General features: G+C 62.1%; 13 protein-coding genes and 1 pseudogene. 8 read left to right on the top strand and 6 right to left on the bottom strand.

Annotated features, from left to right (window positions below; genetic code table 11):
* Positions 1-42 precede the first annotated feature (42 nt).
* A complete protein-coding gene (locus AB4O40_RS06470; protein ID WP_409079429.1) occupies positions 43-978 on the bottom strand; it encodes a DMT family transporter in 936 nt (311 codons plus the stop codon).
* Positions 979-1,062: 84 nt separating this feature from the next.
* On the opposite strand from AB4O40_RS06470, the gene AB4O40_RS06465 reads away from it, so the two are divergent.
* Both AB4O40_RS06465 and AB4O40_RS06460 read left to right on the top strand, forming a co-directional pair.
* A complete protein-coding gene (locus tag AB4O40_RS06465; RefSeq protein WP_056723924.1) occupies positions 1,063-1,626 on the top strand; it encodes a helix-turn-helix domain-containing protein in 564 nt (187 codons plus the stop codon).
* 14 nt (positions 1,627-1,640) lie between these two features.
* Complete coding sequence (locus tag AB4O40_RS06460; RefSeq protein ID WP_409079428.1) at positions 1,641-3,092, top strand: FAD/NAD(P)-binding protein; 1,452 nt, start codon at positions 1,641-1,643, stop codon at positions 3,090-3,092.
* Between the two features lie 580 nt (positions 3,093-3,672).
* On the opposite strand, the pseudogene AB4O40_RS06455 reads toward AB4O40_RS06460, so the two are convergent.
* Together AB4O40_RS06455 and AB4O40_RS06450 are read right to left on the bottom strand one after the other, a co-directional pair.
* Positions 3,673-5,923 (bottom strand): annotated as a pseudogene (locus tag AB4O40_RS06455) (Ig-like domain-containing protein).
* A gap of 35 nt (positions 5,924-5,958) precedes the next feature.
* A complete protein-coding gene (locus tag AB4O40_RS06450; protein ID WP_223541959.1) occupies positions 5,959-7,305 on the bottom strand; it encodes a hypothetical protein in 1,347 nt (448 codons plus the stop codon).
* A gap of 280 nt (positions 7,306-7,585) precedes the next feature.
* Here AB4O40_RS06450 and AB4O40_RS06445 point away from each other — a divergent pair, with 280 nt between their 5' ends.
* The 4 genes from AB4O40_RS06445 (at position 7,586) to AB4O40_RS06430 (ending at position 13,327) form a co-directional block, all read left to right on the top strand.
* Positions 7,586-9,031, top strand: a complete 1,446-nt coding sequence (locus AB4O40_RS06445; RefSeq protein ID WP_460160138.1) for a sensor histidine kinase — start codon at positions 7,586-7,588, stop codon at positions 9,029-9,031.
* Between the two features lie 228 nt (positions 9,032-9,259).
* On the top strand, positions 9,260-10,330 hold the full coding sequence (locus AB4O40_RS06440; protein ID WP_460055371.1) for an SCO family protein: 1,071 nt from the start codon (positions 9,260-9,262) through the stop codon (positions 10,328-10,330).
* Between the two features lie 101 nt (positions 10,331-10,431).
* Positions 10,432-11,925 carry a sensor histidine kinase gene (locus tag AB4O40_RS06435; RefSeq protein ID WP_056723935.1) on the top strand — a complete coding sequence of 498 codons (1,494 nt, stop codon included), beginning with the start codon at positions 10,432-10,434 and terminating at the stop codon, positions 11,923-11,925.
* Positions 11,894-13,327 (top strand): sigma-54-dependent transcriptional regulator, encoded by a 1,434-nt coding sequence (locus tag AB4O40_RS06430; protein ID WP_056723936.1) that lies wholly within the window; start codon positions 11,894-11,896, stop codon positions 13,325-13,327. The genes AB4O40_RS06435 and AB4O40_RS06430 overlap by 32 nt, the downstream gene beginning before the upstream one ends.
* Positions 13,328-13,598: 271 nt before the next feature.
* Here the strand turns inward: AB4O40_RS06430 and AB4O40_RS06425 are convergent, their stop codons facing one another.
* Positions 13,599-13,976, bottom strand: a complete 378-nt coding sequence (locus AB4O40_RS06425) for a hypothetical protein (RefSeq protein WP_223542260.1) — start codon at positions 13,974-13,976, stop codon at positions 13,599-13,601.
* 172 nt (positions 13,977-14,148) lie between these two features.
* Between AB4O40_RS06425 and AB4O40_RS06420 the strand changes: the two genes are divergently transcribed.
* Entirely contained in the window at positions 14,149-14,955 is an 807-nt protein-coding gene (locus tag AB4O40_RS06420; protein ID WP_056723939.1) for a class I SAM-dependent methyltransferase, read from the top strand.
* 150 nt (positions 14,956-15,105) lie between these two features.
* Here AB4O40_RS06420 and AB4O40_RS06415 read toward each other — a convergent pair whose 3' ends face one another.
* A complete protein-coding gene (locus AB4O40_RS06415; protein WP_056723940.1) occupies positions 15,106-16,146 on the bottom strand; it encodes an AraC family transcriptional regulator ligand-binding domain-containing protein in 1,041 nt (346 codons plus the stop codon).
* A 71-nt stretch (positions 16,147-16,217) separates the two neighbouring features.
* On the opposite strand from AB4O40_RS06415, the gene AB4O40_RS06410 reads away from it, so the two are divergent.
* Positions 16,218-17,132, top strand: a complete 915-nt coding sequence (locus AB4O40_RS06410) for a LysR family transcriptional regulator (protein WP_056723942.1) — start codon at positions 16,218-16,220, stop codon at positions 17,130-17,132.
* A gap of 132 nt (positions 17,133-17,264) precedes the next feature.
* Here AB4O40_RS06410 and AB4O40_RS06405 read toward each other — a convergent pair whose 3' ends face one another.
* Entirely contained in the window at positions 17,265-18,185 is a 921-nt protein-coding gene (locus AB4O40_RS06405) for a LysR family transcriptional regulator (protein WP_409079360.1), read from the bottom strand.
* Positions 18,186-18,271: the final 86 nt, after the last annotated feature.

Below are 18,271 nucleotides of genomic sequence, written 5' to 3'. Positions count from 1 at the left end.
GTAGGAGCTGCCGCAGGCTGCGATCTTTTGATCTTTAATGCTTCAGTTGCCGCTTTCGCTTTCCAGCACTTCATCAACCGCCGTAGCCTTACCCTTGGTCCTCAACTCACTGACTATCACCGCCGCTACAATCAACCCGGCCCCGACCAGGGCAATGGCCGGCAAGCGTTCCCCGGCAATGCGCCCGACAATCCCGGCCCACACCGGCTCGCCGGCATAGATCAGCGTGGCGCGGGTCGGTGACACACTTTTCTGTGCCCAGTTCATCGCCACCTGAATCGCCGCGCTCGCCGCCCCCAGGCCCAGCGCGCTGCACAACAGCAACCAGGAGAAGTCCGGTATCGCTTCGTTGGTCGGCACCACCATCAGGAACGACAGCACCGAAGTGACCGCCAGTTGCACCACCGTCACCCGGCGCACATCGACCTGGCCGGCATAGGTGCTGATCAGGATGATCTCGGCCGCAATGGCCACGGCACTGATCAAAGTGGCGATTTCACCGGGGCTGAAGTTGAAAGACGCACCGGACGGCCCGGACAACAGCATCAACCCGGTAAAGGCCAGCATGATGCCGATGCTTGGCATCAACCCCGGACGCCGTCCCAGCACCAGCCATTGCAGCAACGGCACAAACGGGACGTACAGCGCGGTAATGAATGCCGATTGGCTGCTGGGAATGCTCTGCAACCCGACCGTCTGCAAGCCGTAGCCGAGCATGATGGCCACGCCGATAAACGCCCCGGCCTTGAGTTCGAGCAGGGTCAGCTCGCGCAGGTGACGCCAGGAAAACAGGGCGACGATGCTTGCGGCGGCGGCAAAGCGCAGGCCGACGAAAAACATCGGGCCGCTGACGGTCATCGCATGCTGCACCAGCAGGAAGGTACCGCCCCAGACCATGGTGATCAGCACCAGCACGCATTCGGCCTTGCTGAACCTTGTAAAACGGGAGGAAGCCATTGGGGAGTTCACCGACGTCATGACCTTGCACGCTACTGGAGGGGGACGCACAATGCGTCGTATGTTGCGCAGTATACTGCCCAACCCCACTCAGTGAGCAATATAGTGCACAAAGATTCTACCCAACGGGCATCGGTCCTCCAGCACGTCAGTCAAAACGTCCGTCGTTTGCGTCATGCCGCCGAACTGAGCCAGACGGCGCTGGCCGAAAAGTCCGGTGTCAGCCGTCGCATGCTGGTGGCGATCGAGGCGGGGGAAAAGAACGTCAGCCTGACCACCCTCGACCGGGTGGCCGAAGCCCTCGACGTCGCCTTCAGTGATCTGATCCAGGCCCCCGACGCCCGGGATCCCAGCCGTATCAACGAACTGGCCTGGACCGGCACGATCCCCGGCAGCAGGGCGGTGTTGCTCTCCAAGGCCCAGGCCAGCCGCGAAGTCGAGCAGTGGGAGTGGTGCCTGCAGCCGGGCGAGGTGTATCCGTCGGAACCGGACGCCGATGGCTGGAGCGAGCAGATTTATGTCTTCGAAGGTTGCCTGACCGTTATGCTCGGCGACCAGGCGCAGAATATCGCGGCGGGTGAATTCTTCATGTTCGCCAGCAACCAGCCGCACTGTTATCGCAACGACGGGGCGGTGGCGGCGAAGTTTGTGCGTAATGTGGTGATCTGAACAGGGAGTGCACGATGGGCCAGAACTTGACCAATGACGCCGATATCCTGATTGTCGGCGGCGGCCTCAGTGGCGCGATGCTGGCGGCGCAGTTGATGCGTTTGCCGGGCCGGCGCCGGGTGCTGGTGTTCGAGCCCCGGGCCGAGTTGGGGCGGGGTGAAGCCTACAGCGCGGTGGAACCGGGCCATACCCTTAACGGCAACGCGGCGCGGATGAGTGTTGACCCGGACAACGCCGACGACCTGACCCAATGGTTGACCGGGTACATCGAGGCGGGCGGCTGGCCGGAGTCGGATCAGCAGCACGTGCCGATCAGCGAACTGTTTCCGCCACGGGGCGTATTCGGCCTGTACGCCCGGCAACGCCTGGCCGAAGCGCAGGCGGTGGGCGCCTTGAACGGCTCGACGGTCGAGCATGTGCAGGCCGAAGTGGTCGACTTGCAAGCCGATGCCGATGCCGTGCGGTTGACCTTGAGCGACGGCCGATGCGTGCAGGGCGCGTTTGCGGTACTGGCCACCGGGATGTTTCCCGCCGCGCGTACGCCACAAACCCGCTCCAGCGGCTTGAATGCGGCGGCCCTCGATCCGTGGGACGTGACAGCCATGCAGCGACTCGATCCGCAATCGACGGTCATGATCATCGGCTCGGGCCTGACCATGGTCGACGCCGTGGTGTCCCTGGAGCAGGCCGGGCATCGCGGGCCGATCGAAGTGTTTTCCCGCCATGGCCTGCTGCCCCATGTGCGCCGCCAGCCGCCGGCCTGGGTGGACTTTCTCGCTGAAGATCAAAACATCCGCACACCCCGACAGTTGATGCGTGAACTGCGTCGCCACTGCCGGGACGCCATCGCCCTGGGCATCGACTGGCAAGCGCCACTGGACACGGTGCGGGCACACATCGGCCGCTTGTGGCATCAGGCGACGGATATACAGCGTCGGCAGTTCGTGCGACATGTGCGACCGTGGTGGGAAAGCCACCATCACCGCTCGCCACCCTTGAGCGCCGAACTGGTGGAGCGCTTGTATAAAGAAGGGCGGTTACGTATTCACGCAGCCTCTTACCAGGGCCTTGAGCCCTCGCTGAATGGCGAGGTGAGTATTCGCCTTCGACGGCGCGGCGAGGCGCAGACCTGCGTGGTCAGCGGTGCCGCCCTGATCAATTCCAGCGGTATCGAGTACGACTGGCGCCGGGTCGCGAGACCGTTGCCACGGCAACTGCTTGCCCGTGGCCTGGTCCGGCCCGGGCCCTTGGCTCTGGGCATCGCCGCAGAAGTCGATGGCGCGGTCCTGGACGCCGAGGGTCATCCCGCCAGTCGTCTGTTTGCCATGGGCCCGCCGTTGCGCGGGATGTGGTGGGAAAGTACCGCCGTCACCGACGTGGCTAGCCAGGCCAAGGCGTTGGCCGGGCGGCTGACGGGACTCGTCGATCAGGTTGTGGGTATGAGTACATATCCGTTTCCTTATTAACGGCGGCTGGTGGTTTCGCCCTTACGGCGAGTCACTTTTTTTACAAGCGCCTAAAAAAAGTAACCCAAAAAACGCTCGCCCCGAACGTACGGCCCCTCGCCTGGGCTCGTGGTTCCTTCGCTCCGGCATTCATCCGGGGGCATCGCCTCCGGTCGGCTTCGCTCGACCTCCTCTCGATGTGTTCGGCTGCGCCGAACGGCGCTGCGCGCCCACCCCCGGATGAACGCCTCCACTCAGCCTGCCGAGGGGGCGGGTGGATCAAGATCAAGAGCTGCAGGCGAGCTAACGCTCGGCCTGTTGAGTGGTTAGAAGCGTGGGTGTACGCCGATCTGCTTTTGCTCTTCTGTGGGGGCGGGGGGGGGCGGCGCTCCCACATTATTTGAGCAGTGTCGAGCGCAAAATCCGTGTACAACCGCGTCCCCTGTGGGAGCGAGCTTGCTCGCGATGACGGCCTGTCAACCGACTCAATTCTCACAGACGAACAAACCCGGCAAAAAACCGCGGCCCCCCACCCGAGGCCGCGGTTTTCCATAGGGTTCAAGCCGGCCCCATCAACCAACGTGGCGAATGGGGCGCGGGCTCAGTTGGCGATCACCGGCACTGTCCGCACGGAGCCTTGGGAAGAGGTGATCGTGGCGGTCGGGTTCGCCGACGGTACGAGCGTGGTGGTGTTGTTCACCGTCAACCGCCAGCGACCGTTCACCGGTACGGTGGTGGTGCCCAGTGGTGACGAGCCCGGTCGGCGTGGTGACCTTGATAGTGATGGTGTTGCCGGTGGTCACCGATGAGGTGCCGGCAAAGTTCCAGGTGAAGCGGTTATTGGAACGGGCACTCACCGTTGCGGTGGTCACTGCGAAGATTTCCGCCGCGGGCCGTGGCGAGACCTGCACCGTGACCGTGGCCGGCGACGTCGACTGGGCGCCGAAGCTGTCCCGGGCGATGTAGGTGAAGGTCGTGGTGAAGGCCGTGGTGATGGTGGCCGGTGGGGTATAGGTGAGCACCGTGCCGTTACTGCTGACGGTGCCGCGATTTGCCGGTGGCTGAGTGACGCTGGCGACCGCGAGTGGCACATTGCCTTCTGGGTCGGTGTCGTTGGCCAGCACGTTGATTGGAATCGCCACACCCAGTGTCGTGACGGCATCGGCGACTGCCACCGGAGGCCGGTTAGGCGCCACGGTAATGGTCACGGTTGCCGCTGTCGTCGAGGCCAGGCCTTTGACGTCTTGGGCCTTGTAGGTGAAGGTCGTGGTCAGCGGCGCGTTGACGACAGCGGGAGGGGTGTAGACCACCGCCGTAGTGCCGCTCAATGCCACGGAGCCCTGGTCGGTGGCCGGTTGGGTCAGCGCAGTAATGCTCAGCGGGGTATTGCCGTCCGGGTCGCTGTCATTGGCCAGCACGTTGAGGGTGAGCGGCACACCGAAGCTGGTGCTGCCAGCGTCGGCAACCGCAAGCGGCCGCTGGTTCAGGCCGCTGTCCGGCGCCGTACCCACGACGACAACGGGCTCGGTGTCACTGCCGCCAGCGGCGGACTTGACCGTCACGGTTGCAGGAGGTTGGGTCAGGTCAGTCACCGTCAGGCGCTGCAGGATTCCGGTTTTCGACAGCCGCCCGTAACCCTGGGCGACCATGTCCGGTACCACCACTTCGTCCGTGGAGGTGGCCTCGATCAGCAGGCTATGGTTGCTCCAGCTGTAACGGGCGGTCTGGATTTTCACCACGTCCGAGAGCTTGCTCGACACCGCGGTCGGGCGAGTGGTCCCGGCGGGGTCGGTGGCGGTGACTACCACGACCGGCGGCACCGTCCCGTTGACCAGCAGATGCTGGGCGAAGAACACGCCGTTGTTATCGCTCACCATGTTGGTCTGGCAGGGCGATACAGGCGGGCCGGGGACCAGGGCGATGCTTTCGCGAAAGCACAGGGTCGAGCCGTTGGCGGCTTTGGCAAACACTTCGACCCGGGTGTTGTTGCCGCCCGTGCCGGCTATCCGGCGGTAGGTGGCACGGGTCATGTCCACCGCGGTTTGCGCGCGGTTGTCGAGCACCTTGCCGGACAGGGTGAACAGGTTGGTCTGGATAGTCCCGGCCGGACCCTGGATGCGCACGAAGTTGGTGTTGGTGGGGCTGCCGGTCACGGCTTCGGTGAGGTTGGGGTCGCCGACGAAGGTTTCGACGGCGCCGGAGTCCGGGTTCACCTCGGTGTAGGGGCCGTTGACGCTGCGCAGGAACGGCCCGATCGCACCGTTGACCGCACCGCTGAAAACGCCCGGCGCACCGATGCCGACGTCCCTGGTGATGTTTATCGCACGACGCCCGGTGGTGGTGACGTTCACCGTTTCCACGCCATAGGGGTGGGTAATGGTGTAGGTCCCGGCAACGGGAATGTTCACCCGCATGCGAATCCGCGCGAAGCTGACCTGGTCGCCATCGAGCGGGTTGCCACCGGCAAACGCGGCCTCGATCCCGGCGACATAGGCGTCCATGCCATAGCCTGCGGTGTCGTTGGGGATGCTGGTCTCGGCAAGGAACCAGAAGGCTTCGTCTGGCCAGTTATCCGGGAACACCATCGGCAGGGTGTCATCGAAAATACCCGGCGTCGGCAGCAGGGTGCACATGTAGGCCGGTGGCACACTGGCGGCCACCCGCGAGCTGGCGGCGCGGGACTGGCACAACTCCATCGACAGCAAATTAGTGTCCTGATACCAGATCGGGAATTTCCCGGTGGCAAAGGTGTAAGGGCCGGGATCGACGGCGGCGAGTTGCGCGAAGGCACTGCCGGTCAGCGATAGAGTCAGTCCCAGGGCGTTGAGCGCCAGGCGTGGCCATTTGTTCATGATGCCTCCTGATGAGGATCCGGGCATGTGGGCGTTCATTGCACGATGACCACTTCTTCGGTATCGCTGCCGCCATTGGAGGACGACACACGAACCTGGGCTGGCGGAATCGGCGAGATGCCGGTGGCCAGGCTTTTCACGGCGCCGTCACCACTCAAGGCGCCGATGGCGATACCGGTGCCGGAGCTGGCGGTGAGCACCGGAGGCGACGTTTCATCGCTGGTCGAGGCCACGATGGTGATTTGCCCGGTGCTCAGGCTGTACTCGGCGCGTGAGATCGTCACCAGGTCGGTCAGCGGCATGGGCAAAATGGTCGGCGTGCTGCTGGCGATGGCCAGGTGGTTGTCGGCAGTCACCTGCAAGGTGCTCGGCAGCGTCGGATTGTTCGGCGACTGCGCATACCAGTGGCCGGTGGTGTTCGCTTCGGTGAAGTTCAGTACCGGGTTGTTGCTGTCCAGGGTCACGGTGGCCGGTGGCGGCGGGGCCAGCACGAACACGTCCTGCTGGGCCACCGGGGCGCTGGTGCCGGCTTGTCGCGAGTAGGTGCTGCGCTCGGCGATTACCGGGGTCGGCCGGACCACCTTCGACAATTTGCCGGATACGGCGAAGAGGTTGGTGCGCAAGTCCAGGCCATTGGGGCCTTCGATGCGCACGTAGTTGGTGTTGAACGGGCTGCCGGTGACGGCTTCGGCGAGGTTCGGATCACCGACGAATTGTTCGGCCTGGCCAGTGCTCGGGTTGGTTTCGGTGTAGGGACCGTTGACGCTGCGCAGGAACGGCCCGACATCGCCCTTGAGCGCACCGTCGTAGGTTTTCGGCGCACCGATGCCAATGTCCCGGGTCATGTTGATCGCCCGTCGGCCGGGAGTGTCGACGTTGAACACTTCGACGCCGTAGGGGTGGGTGATGACGTAAGTGCCGGCGGTGGGCACGTCGATGCGAACACGAATGCGGGCGAAGCTGATCTGGTCACCCTCCAGTGGATCCCCGCCACTGAAGGCTGCTTCGAGCGCCGAGACATAGGTCAGGTCGATGCCTCGGGCGGCATCGACGATGGTCGTTTCGCCTGTGGCCCAGAACGCTTCGTCGGGGAAATTGGTCGGAAAGACCAACGGTTGATTGTCATCGAAAATGCCGGGATTAGGGATCAGCGAGCACATGTAAGTCGGAGCGCCTGGCGCGCTGGCAACCCTGGAACTGACAGCCTTTGATAAACATAGGTCAAGGGTGCGGCCGTGGCTGTCTTGATACCAGGCGGCGAAATTGCCATTGGCTGGCAGGTAGGGTCCGGGGTCTACGGCAAACAGCGCTGCCTGGGCCATGCCTTGGGCTAGAGCGGTCATGACCAGGGCAGTCGCGGTTTTGCACAGTAACGGGTGCATGGGTATTCCCTCTGTCGAAGTACCTGCCCCTTGGGGATGGGGCAGTTGGCAGGGATATCGGCAACTTCCATACCAATCGGCAAAAACGCCCGTGAGAAGCCCGCAGTAAAGGCCTTGGCGCAATCGTTGGCGGCAGTACGGGAGGTTATGGCGCGGGCAACTGTCCCCCGCTTTGGGGGTGACGGGGCTGCGGGGTGGGTGGGGTATCGCAGTCCCCAGGTTCGGGCAAACGGCCATGGCTGGGCTATAAACCTATAGGGGGTTTCCGGGAACCGTGTCCATGAACACCATCGCCAAAGTACTTGCGACCGACAGCGAAGTTCGCTTGAACACGCGCAAGGAGCCGTTCAATCTGCTGCGCTGGTTTTCACTGGTCAGCATGGTGGTGATCGGCACGGTGGCGGTGGCGCTGGGGGCGGTGTCCACGCGGTTCGTGATTACCGAAAGCGTGCAGCGCGATGCGCTGTTGACCTCGCAATTCGTCCAGGCGATTGCCGCGGCCGAAGTGCGGCATGTGGCGATTCCCAACGTCAGGACCATGGGCGAGTTGCTCGACCCACGAAAAGACAAGGACTTTCCTGACGTCGACCCGCTGTCCCGTGCCAGTGCCCGTGATGAATTCCTCGACCACATCGAAAACTTGCCGGACGTGATCCTGGCCAACATCTATGCCCCCGACCGCATGGTGATCTGGTCGACCAATCCGGCCTTGATGGGCATCACCAACCGTGCCGATGAAGACCTCGACCGTGCTTTCAACGCCAAGACTTCGGTGTCGACCAGTTTCCACGGTGTGGACACATCCCGCATGGAGCAGAAGTTTGTGGAGCCCCCCAAATACATCTTCATCGAAAACTATATTCCCCTGTTGGACGCCGATGGCAGCACCGTCACGGCGATGGTCGAGATCTACAAGGAACCGCAGGACCTGATCAACCGCATGGAGCGCGGCCTGGTGCTGATCTGGCTGGCGACCGCCCTGGGCGGCGGTCTTATTTACCTGGGGCTGTACTGGATCGTGCGGCGGGCGGCGATCCTGCTGGCGACGCAGCAAAAGCAATTGATCACCAACGAAACCTTTGTGGCTCTGGGAGAGGTGTCCTCGGCGGTCGCCCACAGTCTGCGCAATCCTTTGGCGAACATCCGTTCAAGCGCCGAGTTGGCGATAGAGTTCGACAGCGGCCCGGCACACAGGAACATCAACGACATCATTGGCCAGGTCGATCGCATGTCGACATGGGTGCGGGAGTTGCTCCAGTCCCTGCGACCGCTCAATGACGAGGCGGAACCGGTGAACCTGGTGGCGGCCCTGCATGACAGCCTGATGGCTTACGAGCACCAGATCGGCAAGGCCGTGGTCAGCGTGGTGTTCGAGCCGGACCAGACGCCCATGGTGCTGAGCCAACACGTGCAACTGACCCAGATCCTCAACAGCCTGCTGTCCAATGCGGTGGAGGCCATGGACGCGGGTGGCACCCTGACCATCCAAATCGAACCGTGCGATGCCCAGAGCGTCAGCGTGAGGGTGAGCGATACCGGCAAAGGCATGAGCGAAGAACAGCGCACAATGGCCTTCCGGCCGTTTTTCACCACCAAGCAGGGCGGGCTGGGCGTCGGGCTGGTGTTGGTCAAGCGGATCATGGAGCGATTTGGCGGTGCGGTGAGCCTCGACAGCAGTGAAGGCGAGGGCACCACTGTGCGGCTGTCATTTGTTCTGGCCACCTGAAAACGGGGATGAACTACCCCCAACATTGGGTATCAATCCCCGGTCATCTCCCCGGTCATCGCCCATTGATTTTGATAAATCATTGTTTTATGGAGTGTTAGTACTTTTTTATAGAAAAACACATGATTGGCGAGGTCCTTGCAAAACCACCATTACCCCCTTCACCACATCGAGGCGGCTGGTGATGGAAAAAAAGAGATACATTCACCACGCTCACGAGCCCTGGGCATGCACCTGGTGCTGATGCTGGTGACCGGTTTGCTGGCCAGCCAACTGCTGGTCGCCAGCCAGCCGACGTCGACGCCCGCACCTGCCCCGGCATCCACTGGCGAATCCGCTGTCGTTGAAGCCGTCACTCCGTGGGGGGCCGACTATTTCCCCAACACCCCGCTGACCGACCAGGACGGACAGCCGCTGCATTTTTTCGATGACTTGATCAAAGACAAGGTGGTGGTGATCAACTTCATTTTCACCTCGTGCAGCGACTCCTGCCCCCTGGAAACCGCGCGCTTGCGTCAGGTGCAGAAACTGCTGGGGGATCGGGTCGGCAAGGACATCTTCTTCTACTCCATCAGCATCGACCCCTTGAGCGATACCCCCGAGGTGCTCAAGGCCTATGCGCAACGCTTCCAGGTCGGGCCCGGGTGGAAATTCCTCACAGGGGAATTCGCCGACGTCACCGACCTGCGCAAAAAACTGGGGCTGTTCATCGAAGGCGTCGATAACGGGCGCAATAAGGACCACAACCTGAGTCTTATCGTCGGCAACCAGGCAACGGGTCGCTGGATGAAAGCCTCGCCGTTCGAAAACCCGTGGATTCTGGCCGATCAACTGGCCAATACCCTGCATAACTGGAAACAGCCCAGTGTCGAAGAAAGCTATGTCGATGCACCGGAAATTCGCCCGCCGAGCAATGGCGAAGAGCTGTTTCGCACCCGCTGCGCCTCTTGCCACAGCCTCGGTCCGCTGGACGGGCAGGGCATCGGCTTGCGCAGCATCGGCCCGGACCTGATCGGTGTGACCTACCAGCGCGATCCGGCCTGGCTCAAGCGCTGGATCCGCGAACCTGACCGCATGCTCGAGGAAAAGGACCCGATTGCGATGGAGCTGTTCGAGCGCTACAACCGGATCTCGATGCCCAACTTGCGCCTGGATGCGAAATCCGCCCAGTCCCTCATCGATTTCCTGCGAGAAGAAACCGACCGTCAGCATCCGCCAGCGGCGCCCTTGGTCAGTGTGAAGGAGGAGCCTGAACAACATCATTCGGTCGCGCACCCCGAGACGCCCCGGGTGCAGTAGTGTCAAAAAAATCACGCGGGTCGGTCAAGGCAGTCAATGCCACCTACACTGATCCTGAAAGCGGCTGAAAAGGCTCGATTTCAGGCACCCAGGACACAGCCATGCAGATACTCGAACAACAAAAAGTAGCTGCGCCGCAGGCTCCGGTAGCACAACGCAAGGGTTGGCGGCCGCAGTTCAACTTGCTGCGCTGGTTTTCCCTGGCAAGCTTTCTGATCATCGCTGTGGTGGCACTGGGGTTGGGTTACATCTCCACGCGCTTTGTTGTCGATGAAAGTATCGAGCGTGATTCGATGCTGACCGCCCAGTTCATCCAGTCCATTGGCGAGGCCGAAATCCGGCATGCCGGCATTGCCCCAGGGCGGACCATGGGTGAAATGCTCGACCCGCGCATGGACGATGCCTACCCCGACGTCAACCCCGTATCCCGGGCCGCCGCCCGCGCTGAGTTTCTCGACCATGTGAGGCATCTGCCGGACATCCTGCTGGCGACGGTGTACGCCCTGGACCGCACCGTGGTCTGGTCGACCAACTCCGATTTGATTGGCGTGCGCATCGAAGATGACTTTGAACTGGACGAGTCCTTCGAAATGAAATCGCCGGTGTCCACCAGCTACCACGAAATCGATGAGGAGCGTCCCGAGCAGCGCTTGCTGCGCGAACCGGAGTATTTGTTCGTCGAGAACTACATTCCGATGTTCAACGCCGACCGAAGCAAAGTGATTGCCATGGTGGAAATCTATAAGGAACCGCTGGATCTGGTGGAGCGCATTCAGCGTGGCTTCAAGGCGATCTGGCTGGCCACGCTGATCGGCGGGGCGGCCATTTACCTGGGGCTGTTCTGGATCGTGCGGCGCGCGGCGACGCTGTTGCAGAGCCAGCAGAAACAACTGATCGCCAACGAGACCTTTGTCGCCCTTGGCGAGATGTCCTCGGCGGTGGCCCACAGCTTGCGCAACCCGCTGGCCAATATCCGTTCCAGCGCCGAACTGGCCCAGGACATCGCCAGCCAGACCGCACAGAAAAACATTGGCGACATCATCAGTCAGGTCGACCGCATGTCGCGCTGGGTCCGTGAATTACTGGTGTCGTTGCGGCCGATGAATGACGACTGTGAAACGGTCGATCTGGTGCTGGCCCTCGAAGACACCCTGAGTGCCTTTGAGTCCCTGATCAAACGGTCGGGCGTCGAGGTGCGTTTCTCTCCTGTCAGCGTGCCACCGGTCGTCAGCCAGCAGGTGCTGCTCACGCAAATACTCAATAGCCTGTTTGCTAATGCACTGGAAGCAATGCCCAAGGGCGGCGTGCTGACGATCGAGATCGATTCCTCGGTGTCCGGCGACGTGAGAATGACATTGACCGACACCGGCAAGGGCATCTCAAAACAACAGCAGCAAATGGTCTTCAAGCCGTTTTTCACCACCAAGCAAGGTGGGTTGGGCGTGGGCCTGGCCCTGGTCAAAAGAATAATGGAGCGGTTTGACGGCTCGGTCGAACTGACCAGCCGGGAGCAGGAAGGAACCCGTGTTTGTCTCAATTTCAAAGTGGCAACGGGAGGGGCATATGGAGCACAGCATTCTGCTGGTCGAGGATGACGAAATCCTCGCCGAGAATATTCAGACTTACCTGGAGCGCAAGGACTTCGAGGTGACCGTCTGCCACTCGGCTGAAGATGCACTGGAGCAATTGGGTTCTTTCGCGCCTGACGTGGTACTGACCGACAACTCGTTGCCAGGCATGAGTGGTCACGACTTGATCCAGAAGCTGCGCATCAGCGCGCCGGATCTGAAAGTGATCATGATGACCGGCTACGGCAACGTCGAAGACGCCGTGGTGGCGATGAAAGAGGGCGCCTTTCACTACGTCACCAAACCCGTGGCCCTGCCAGAGCTCAAGCTGCTGCTGGACAAGGCCCTGGCCACCGACCGCATGGAGCGCACGCTGTCGTTTTACCAGGAGCGCGAGGCCCAGAAGTCGGGGGTACAGGCACTGATTGGCGAATCGGCACCGATGGCGTACCTCAAGGGCACCATCACCCAGTTGCTCGACGCCGAGCGGCGCATGGCCAACAGCGACCTGCCGCCGGTACTGGTCGAAGGCGAGACAGGCACCGGCAAGGAACTGGTGGCCCGGGCCTTGCACTTCGACGGCCCGCGCGCCAAAGGCCCGTTCATTGAATTCAACTGTGCTTCGATCCCGTCCAATCTGGTGGAATCGGAACTGTTCGGCCACGAGAAGGGCGCCTTCACCGACGCCAAGGATCGTCGCATGGGGCTGGTGGAAGCGGCCGACGGCGGCACGCTGTTCCTCGATGAAATCGGTGAAATGGACTTGCTGCTGCAAGCCAAGCTGCTGAAACTGCTGGAAGACCGGACCATTCGCCGGGTCGGTTCGGTAAAGGAACGCAAGGTCGATCTGCGGGTGATCAGCGCCACCAACTGCAATCTCGAACAGATGGTCCAGCAAGGCAAATTCCGCCGTGACCTGTTCTTCCGCCTGCGCATCATTTCCATCAAGGTGCCGCGCCTGTATGCCCGTGGCGCCGATATCCTGCTGCTGGCCCGGCACTTCCTGGCGCTACATGGCAAACGCTACGGCAAGCCGAACCTGCATTTCAGCGACCAGGCCGAAGATTTGCTGCTCAGCTACAGCTGGCCGGGCAACGTTCGCGAATTGCGCAACATGCTGGAGCAAACCGTGTTGCTGGCGCAAAGCGACACCATTGCCGCCCATCAGCTGAACGTCTGCCTGAGCCTGATGGATGAGCCACCGATGTTTCATCACGAGCCAGCACATTTCAGCGAACAGCGTGCGTCCTTCAACGGTAGTGATTCCATGAACCTGCCGGAAGTGGAGCGCGACATGGTGCGCAAGATGCTCGACAAGACCGACTGGAACGTCACCAAATCGGCACGCCTGCTGGGTCTGAGCCGTGACATGTTGCGCTACCGGATCGAAAAACTCGGCCTCGCCCGTCCGGACAAGCGCCAGTGGTAGGGGGCGTTCTCAATTAGTTTCCCTACCGCGCCGGGTCTGCTGTTGTGCAGGGCAAGGCGCGAGAAGCGTAGTTTGGTCATTCCAAATCAGCTTCGAGCAACACAGCCCTGCACAACAGCAGGCCCGGCCCTTCGGGTTGTGCCTTAAAGCTGGCCATGCTGCGTTGCAGGCCTTGGAAAGGGAACAACCATTCCCAGCGGCCTACGCCTTGCCTGGCCAGCTTTAAGGCGACAACGCGGTGGGGAAACTAATTGAGAACGCCCCCTAGTGTTCACTGCAACACCGGGCCTTCCCTCAGACAGGACATCATGCAACTGGGGTTCTCGACTTCCTGGTTGACGTACACGCCACGCTCCGGATCGTAGGAGCGGATAAACACCCGGACCGTGGCGTCGGCCACTGTCGGCAGGCGCGAGTCGGAAAACACGTGCTCGCTGGAAACCGGGATGAAATTCCCGGGTGCGGTCGGGATGTACGAGCCCGGCGGGATGATGTTCATCGACGGTGGTGCGGGGTGCGCGAAGGGTTGGTCGGCGCCGTAATAGTTGAATTCGCTGCTGTAGTTGGTGGTGGGCAAGTCGTCGGCGTGGACGACAGCGGTTGCGCCCAGGCAGACGGCGAGCAAAAGCGTCAGGTCGGTCTTTTTCATGGCAACACCTGCTAGATCGGTTTAACCACATTACCCTCAAGGTCTTTAACTATAGCTGGCGCCGTGGACAGCCGTCGATGCTGCGCGGATTACAAGTTCACAACACCTGCCCGGATGAGGTTGATCTAGACTCCGGCCGGTCAAATCGACGACCCGGACCCTGGAGCATGCAATGGAACTGCCGACAAAAGAACAAGCCATCGCCAGTAACCGCGAGGCCTGGAATGATTCCGCCCGTCACCATAAGGACTCCAGCGAATGGCAAGCCTTGTTGAAGGGCGTGGAACACGCGGATTTCTCCTGCCTGGATGACACCCTGACCGCTTTGCTGACCCAGACGGGTGTCGAAGGCAAGGACGTGGTGCAACTGGGCTGCAACAACGGTCGTGAAAGCCTGTCGCTGTTCGCTTTGGGGGCGCGCAGCGTGGTGGGCGTCGACCAGTCTGAAGCCTTTCTCGGGCAGGCACGGGAACTGGCGTCCCGCTCGCCCCACGCGCCGCAATTCATCGAAGCGGACATCCACCACTTGCCGGTCGAACTGCAGGAGCGCTTTGACCTGGCGCTGATCACCATCGGGGTCTTGAACTGGATGCCGGACATCGGTGAGTTCTTCCACCATGTGGCGCGCACGCTGAAGCCGGGTGGCGCACTGGTGGTGTACGAAACCCACCCGTTCCTGGAAATGCTCGACCCCGAGGCGGCCGATCCTTTTCGTCTGGCCAGTTCATACTTCCGCCGCGAACCGTTCATACAGCACGAACCGATCGTCTACGAAGGCAAGATCGAACAGCCAGCCGCGCCGTCCTACTGGTTCGTCCACACCCTGGGCGACCTCTTCAGCGCGGCCATTGCGGCAGGGTTGCAGATCCGTCACTTCAGGGAATACCCGCACTCCAACCGCGAAGAGCTCTATGACCGCTATCAACAGCAGGTGGCGCAGCTGCCTTTGTGTTTTACGTGGGTGGTGGTGAAGGGCTGATGCCCTGGGCTCAATAGTGTGCGGGTCCTGCTGGCCCCATCGCGAGCAAGCTCGCTCCCAAAGGTGTTCAGTGTCGTACGCCGGTCTTGCAAACGACAAAATGGGGGGACGCAAAAAACCAAGGCACCCGTGGCGCACGGGCGTGGTTTTCTATTGACCTTGCCGGGTTCGCCAGGCTCCCGGCGCGCACCCCAGCCACCGCAGGCAGGCACGGTTGAAGCTTTGCACATCGCTGTAGCCCAGGCGGTCGGAGATCTCCACCAGCTCCAGGTCCGTTCCCTGCAAAAAGTCTTCGGCCCGGTAGCGGCGGTATTCGTCGAGCAACTCTGAAAAACTCCAGCCCAATGCCTTCAAGCGTCGGGCGGCGGTGCGCTCGAGCAAGTGCTGGGTGGTACAGAATTGCTGCCAGTTGGCCCCGGCGAGGTCGCCGATCAAATGGTCGCAGACTTGCTCGAGCAAGGTCGGTTCGCTGTTGCGTCGGGTCTGCTCCAGCAGCTCTATCAGCGTGTTTTCCAGGTCATGATTGCCCGGCGTCAACGGGATGACGAACAGCTGCGGATCGAGGCGGATCGAGTGCTGCGCCTGTCCCCATTGCACCGGTGCGCGAAAGGCTTGTTGATGGTCCTGCGCATTGGCCGTGCAAGCGCCGGCCAGCCCGACGCCCAGAACCGGATCACGCTCCAGGCCGCTGGCGAGGAACTTTCGCCGCAACATGCTGCACAGGCTGATGAGGATGTAATCGGTGGTCGCCGCGCTGGCTTTCACGCTGCCACGGTCGAGCAGGCGTAATTCGACGCTGTCGTCGCCGCGCACGATCCGGGCCTGGAAGTGCCCGTTGAAAAACGGAAAGAAGCGCACGAAATACTGGCAGGCGCTGTCCAGTGAGGCGGCCACGTCGAACAGGTATGTCAGTCCGTTGGTGGCGGTGGAAACGAAACGCCGGCCAGCCGCCAGGCCGATCAGCGGGTCGCCGGTCTGCTCCAGGGCAAACGCCCAGAAGCGCCGCGACATGAACAGCGGAATGCGCATGAATGGCGTGCGCAACTCGAACAGGCTGCGGCGAAACAGGCCTTCGATACTGTCCCGGTCCACGCCACGGGCCAGCAACTCTTCGATCGCCGGCAACAGGGTCGGCGCATAGAACGCGTTGGGTATCGATTGATCGTGCAGTGGCTGATCGCTTTTTGTCATGTAGGGCTCACAGCTTGTTCCGGAACACTGGTTAGGCTGCCCGACGTTAAGCGATTTGCCGGAGCAAGACCATGCTTGATTTACGCCAGCTCGATTTGAACCTGTTGCTCGCCTTCGATGCGATTTACCAGCAGCGTAGCGTCACCCGTGCGGCCGAGGTGATGTGTCTGTCGCAACCGGCCATGAGCAATGCGTTGCGTCGCCTGCGGGAATTGTGCGGCGACCCGCTGTTCATCAAGAGTCGCCTGGGGGTGACGCCGACACTGGTTGCCCATCGTCTGGCTGACTACGTGCGTGCCGCGCTAGAGTCATTGCGCGATGGCTTGCGCATGATTCCCGCCGCGCGGCAGAGCAATCCGCTGCTGCGCATCAGTTGTCTGGACTGCCTGCAACCGGTGTTGCTCGATGCCTTGCTCGAATCGCCCCACGCCGATTGGCAGGTGCGTTATTTCCAGCCCCGGCGCCGTGACGCCCTGCAGGACCTGGCCAGCGGCAAGCTGGATATCCTGATCGACCTCGACCAGCCGCTGGCCGGACTTGCCGGCCTGCACAAACAGGCACTGCCCGCCGACCATTACGTGTTCGCCTATGGCGCTGCGCTCAAGGAACCGCCGCGCACCCTGCAGGCGTATCTGGAGCAGCCGCAGATCCAGGTATCCAGCCGCCGCGACGGGCTCAGCCCGGTGGACTTGCAGCTTGGTTTGAAAGGCCTGAGGCGGAATGTGGCGATGAGCACCCAAAGCACCCTGGCCGCGAAGCTGATCGCCGATCGCCAGCCGTTCGGCATCAGCCTGCCAAGCCGGGTCGCCAACGTGCTGGGCCTGCAACACGTGCCGCTGCCCCTGGACGAACCGGTGGAATTGAAACTGGCGCTGTACATCGAGTCGCGCTATCGCTTCGAGCGCAGCCGCGAGGAGGCGATGCATTGCTTGCTGCGCGCCCTCGGTGAGCCCCGGGCATTGCAAGCGCTGGCGCGGCGTGCATGATGTGGAGACAGCAACGCCAAACCCTGTGGGAGCGAGCTTGCTCGCGATAGCGGTGTGTCATTCAAAACGATGTCGACTGACACGGCCCCATCGCGAGCAAGCTCGCTCCCACAGGGGGCATTGGTTGCTCGACTAATTCGACGCCAGCAAGCGCCGGTCAACCGTCAGCACCGCATCGACCATCGCCAGCGCGGCCGGTGTCAGGGAATGCCCGGCACGGCTGACAATGCCGTAGTGCAATTGCAGGCCGGGATCGTCCTTGGGCACATCGGCAAACTCCAGCAGGTGGATCAGGCCCTGATCGACCAGTTCGGCCAAGGCCTCCACGGTGGCGATACCTACCGCGTCGGAGCGCATCACCACACGGCGGATCGCATCGAATTGCGCGCATTCCACGCTCGGGTTGAAGTCCGCCTCGCCCTGCACGTCGGCGAGGATCTTGCGGATCATCGGCGGTATCCGCGTGCCGACCACCGCGTAGTCGAGCAGGGCGCGCAGGGTCGGGTTCTGCTGCTGCACCAAGGGATGACCGACACGGCAAAAGAACCGCCCGCGTCGAGGGCGCAGCAGCTGAACCTGGTATTGCGGGTCGCCGGTGAAGTACCGCGCGTCGGCCACCAGGAATTCGATCTGCTGCTCACGAAGCCAGACCGCCAGTTGCTCCCAGTCGCCCTGGTGGAAACTGATGCGGATCGCCGGGTGCGCCTGGATGAATTCCGCCAGCGCCTCGGGCACCAGCACCTGGGCCGGGTACGGGCCGCAGCCGAAGTGCAACTCGCCACCGGTCAGGCCGTTGTATTGCGTCAGTTCGTTGTGCAAGGCCTGGCTGCCGGCGAGCAGGCGCCGGGCGTGTTGCAGCACCAGTTCACCCTGGCCAGTCAGGCGGAATTCGCGACTGCTGCGTTCTACCAGCGCGCAGTCGAGGTCGCGCTCCAGGGTCTGGATGCTGCGACTGAAGGCGGGTTGGCTGAGGTTGATCGCCTCGGCGGCCCGGCCGAAGTTGCGGTAATCGGCCAGGGCGACAAGGTGGCGGAGTTGTCGTAGGTCCATCATGCGTCTCCTGCATTCGGCGGATACTTTTAATGCATTGGATCGATAGCACAGAGGCTGGCATAAGTACACGCCTGTCTTCTCGCCGT

Source organism: Pseudomonas sp. S2_F07 (genome assembly GCF_054668325.1).
This window is presented reverse-complemented; position numbering and strand designations above follow the sequence as displayed.